This window comes from Nodularia sp. UHCC 0506 (assembly GCF_034931045.1).
GTDB lineage: Bacteria > Cyanobacteriota > Cyanobacteriia > Cyanobacteriales > Nostocaceae > Nodularia.
This window is the reverse complement of record NZ_JAYGHH010000045.1, coordinates 38617-42222: the sequence shown is the minus strand read 5'-3', so window position 1 is coordinate 42222 and position 3606 is coordinate 38617. Positions and strand designations below refer to the sequence as shown.

Sequence of the window (3606 nt, the reverse complement as noted above, 5' to 3'; positions counted from 1 at the left end):
AGATTTCTTCAGCCAGCCCTAAATATAAAACCCAGATCAATCGAAGGTTTGAGGCTGATAAACCCGAAAGTTGGTGCAAGGCTTTTGAAGAATATACCATCAAAAATGTGAATTTTGGGTTGAATAAATCAGAAAATTTAGGGATGACAGATAACTGAAACTTTTCCCTATTCCCTGTTCCTTTTTCAAAGGTTCAAAAGCCCAACGTAAAAGCTTTTTGACTTTTGACTTCCGCCTTGCGGTACTAGACTAAAACCATGAACTTGGTTGCCGTAAAAATTCCTTTTCTGATGCTGTTGAAGTACGACCTAAAATGCTATTGCGATGAGGAAAACGACCAAAACGCGTAATTATTTCTTGATGAATCAATGAGTGTTCAATTGCTTTAGCACTATCAGGATCATGACTCAGTTGCTGAAATAGCTTCACACACTGATGCTGATGGACGAGGTTTTCACTATGTTCAAAAGGTAAATAAATAAACCAGCGTTGCACAGGCAATAATTGGCAGTCATAGCCTTGTACAACTGCATATTGGGCTGCTGAAAGTGCTTCCCAGTCAGTTGCAAAGGCTTCAGGCTTACCACGAAACATATTTCGGGGAAATTGATCCAATAATAAAATCAGTGCTAAACAGGTTTCGGCTGAATCAATCCAGTCATCTAGATATCCCTCTATTGCTTTTTGGTAATCAGGGAGAAACTGATTGCGGATTTCCTGATCAAATTCTGCTTTTTCTCCAAACCAATAAGCTTTGGGTTTACCATAATCTGGTGCATCTGAAGGCCCAAACCAAAATTCCAAAATTGTTTTTGCCTGTAACATTGCCTTTATTTGACCTTACATAAAACTTGTCGCATTTTACGCATATTGGCAGGCAATTCAAAATTCATAGCTTGTTGCATGAAAATTGAAGGGATGGGGATATTAGGAGTAGCTTGTACTTGATATGCCAACAAAGTGCCATTGCCAAAATCTTTTAAATCTAACATGGCTGTAAAATCAACAAAAGTTCCTTTATGCATTCGGAATTGAATTTGTTGCCCCAGCAATTCTACAACGTCAAGATAGATTTCGACTTGAGCTGTAAAAAATAAAAACGTCTTTTGTGCTACTTGATACAGACGCTTGACTTCACCTTTGGACAAAACTTCACTTTTAGTGAGGTCAGGAAAATATTGTACCCAACGAGGATAATCAGTTAATTGCTGCCATACCTGCGATCGCAATAGTGGTAAATACATACAGGCGGTAACAGATCCACCGCAAGCTGTATGTGATTGCGTTTGCAACAAAATTTCACCTTGCATCAGCGACGATTTCTTTTCGTGACTCCAAGGCATATTCAAACCTTTAGTAATCGAGTCTGAGATATGAAACGCAGACATATTAGTTTTACTTACTCCTCAACTTATTCACCTGTCAGTACTGAAACTGTGAACCATTAGATAGGAACTAGTCCAACCAACTAAATTCTAGTTTTATGGCTAAATGTTCTCAACTAATCATTGTTAGGATATTATTCAGGAATAATACTGTAAAAACCGTATTTATTATCACTCTTCATCAAAACGATAAGTTATTTTCCTTGAAAATAGTACCACTTTGAGATGCAAACCCAATTGGCAACAGCTAGAATTACACCAATACACCGTTGATCCAGTACATTGTCTGGTTGACGCAAATACAAAGAAAAAGTAAATCTAATTGCTCAAGGGAGTGAATTTTACCAAAAATAGGTTATAATATCTGGTTTTTACAGCAATCCTGAATAGGTTAGAAACAGAAAGTTAGTTACATAAAGCAGTAGTAATCTAGATTTGAAAGGTAAATTCAGTGAATCAATCTTCTTTAAATCGGGTATTAACCCAAATTTTTGGAGTTCTTCTCGGCATTGGACTAGCTATTTGGGTGCTTAGAGGTATTGGTATTTTGACGTTTATTCCAGGTGGAGTGATTGGACTATTGTTACTAGGGGCGATCGCCACAGGGATTATTAGCTATGTGCAGAGAACCTGGTGGCGCTTGTAGTCTCAAAATCATCTGAAAAGAGCGAAAAACTATGGAAAAGTATATATGTACTGTTTGTGGCTACGAATATGATCCCGAAATTGGTGATCCTGATAGTGGTATATCCCCAGGAACACCCTTTGAAGATATCCCAGAGGATTGGGTTTGTCCAGTTTGCGGCGTGACAAAAGATTTATTTGAACCACTAGTACAGCAGGGAGGAAGTCAAAAATCTGATGGAGTTCCTATTTATGCTTTGCTGTACTAGCCTAGAATTAGATGCCATATCATAGAGACGTTTTTTAATTTGTTGCCGTTAAATATTGTAGTTGTTGGGGGTGGTGCTGCTGGGTTTTTCGGCGCGATCGCTTGTGCTAAAGTTAATCCTCACGCCCATGTCACGTTAATCGAAGCTAGTCGTCAACCACTGGCGAAAGTCCTGATATCTGGGGGAGGACGTTGTAACGTCACTCATGCTTGCTTTGAACCCTCCCGATTAGTCCAAAGTTACCCCAGAGGAGGAAAAGCGCTCAGGGGTGCTTTCACTCGCTTTCAAGCTCAAGATACAGTCGATTGGTTTACAGAACAAGGTGTCCGGCTGAAAACCGAAGCCGATGGCCGAATGTTTCCCATTACAGATAATTCCGAAACTATTGTGGAATGTCTGATTAAAGCTACAGCCAAATTTGGGGTAGAATTACGCTTGGGAACACCTGTAGTTGATGTCAAACAAGTTAACCCAGCAGCAGGATTTGAAATTCTCTTGAAATCGGGAGAAACCAAACAGTGCGATCGCCTACTATTGGCAACAGGAAGCAACCCTGTAGGTTATAAAATTGCCAGAGAGTTTGGTCATCACATTGAACCCCCTGTACCTTCTTTGTTTACCTTTAATATTCCCGATCCCAAGCTGAGAGCATTGGCTGGCGTGAGTATGAACCCTGTACAGTTACGGTTAGCTGGTACAGAAAAACCTCTATTAGAACAAACTGGGCCATTGTTAATTACCCACTGGGGGATGAGTGGACCGGCTGTCCTCAAACTTTCAGCTTGGGGTGCAAGATTTCTCCACGACAACCGCTATCAAGCCACATTATTGGTGAATTGGTTGCCTGATTTCAAGCCAGAAGAAGTGCGCCAAAAAATCCTAGCAGTGAAGTCAGAATGGGGACAAAAGGCGATCGCCTTACATCGTGGTGTTGAACTACCCCATCGTCTCTGGCAATACATTGTAGACCGTGCGGGCATTAATACAGAAGACCGTTGGGCAGAATTACCCAAAAAACGATTAAATCAGCTAGTCCAAGAACTGACTCAGGGAGAATATTTAATCCAAGGTAAGGGAGTTTTTAAGGAAGAATTTGTCACCTGTGGTGGTGTCAACCTGAAAGAAGTCAACTTTAAGACAATGGAAAGTAAGTTAATTCCTGGTCTTTACTTTGCCGGAGAAATTTTAGATATTGATGGTATTACCGGTGGTTTTAACTTCCAAAGTGCTTGGACGACCTCATATTTAGCCGGTAACGCGATGGGAACTAGTAACTGATATTTAGGGCTTGCTGAAAAAGTTTTGTCGTGGAGGCAGGGAACAGGGAA

Annotated in this window: 5 protein-coding genes; 3 read left to right on the top strand and 2 right to left on the bottom strand. The window is 40.4% G+C overall.

All coding sequences use genetic code 11. From position 1 onward, the window contains the following. Nucleotides 1-249: 249 nt before the first annotated feature. Complete coding sequence (locus VB654_RS19990) at nucleotides 250-825, bottom strand: DUF924 family protein (protein WP_323215552.1); 576 nt, start codon at nucleotides 823-825, stop codon at nucleotides 250-252. A 5-nt stretch (nucleotides 826-830) separates the two neighbouring features. After that, nucleotides 831-1388 carry an SRPBCC family protein gene (locus VB654_RS19985; protein WP_323215551.1) on the bottom strand — a complete coding sequence of 186 codons (558 nt, stop codon included), beginning with the start codon at nucleotides 1386-1388 and terminating at the stop codon, nucleotides 831-833. Nucleotides 1389-1836: 448 nt separating this feature from the next. Between VB654_RS19985 and VB654_RS19980 the strand changes: the two genes are divergently transcribed. From VB654_RS19980 to VB654_RS19970, 3 genes are read left to right on the top strand one after another with little or no spacing between them, the layout of a single operon-like run. Further along, nucleotides 1837-2031: a hypothetical protein gene (locus VB654_RS19980; protein WP_323215550.1), complete on the top strand. Its 195-nt coding sequence runs from the start codon at nucleotides 1837-1839 to the stop codon at nucleotides 2029-2031. 31 nt (nucleotides 2032-2062) lie between these two features. Beyond that, complete coding sequence (gene rd, locus VB654_RS19975) at nucleotides 2063-2278, top strand: rubredoxin (RefSeq protein WP_323215549.1); 216 nt, start codon at nucleotides 2063-2065, stop codon at nucleotides 2276-2278. Between the two features lie 39 nt (nucleotides 2279-2317). Next, nucleotides 2318-3556 carry an NAD(P)/FAD-dependent oxidoreductase gene (locus VB654_RS19970; RefSeq protein WP_323215548.1) on the top strand — a complete coding sequence of 413 codons (1239 nt, stop codon included), beginning with the start codon at nucleotides 2318-2320 and terminating at the stop codon, nucleotides 3554-3556. Nucleotides 3557-3606: the final 50 nt, after the last annotated feature.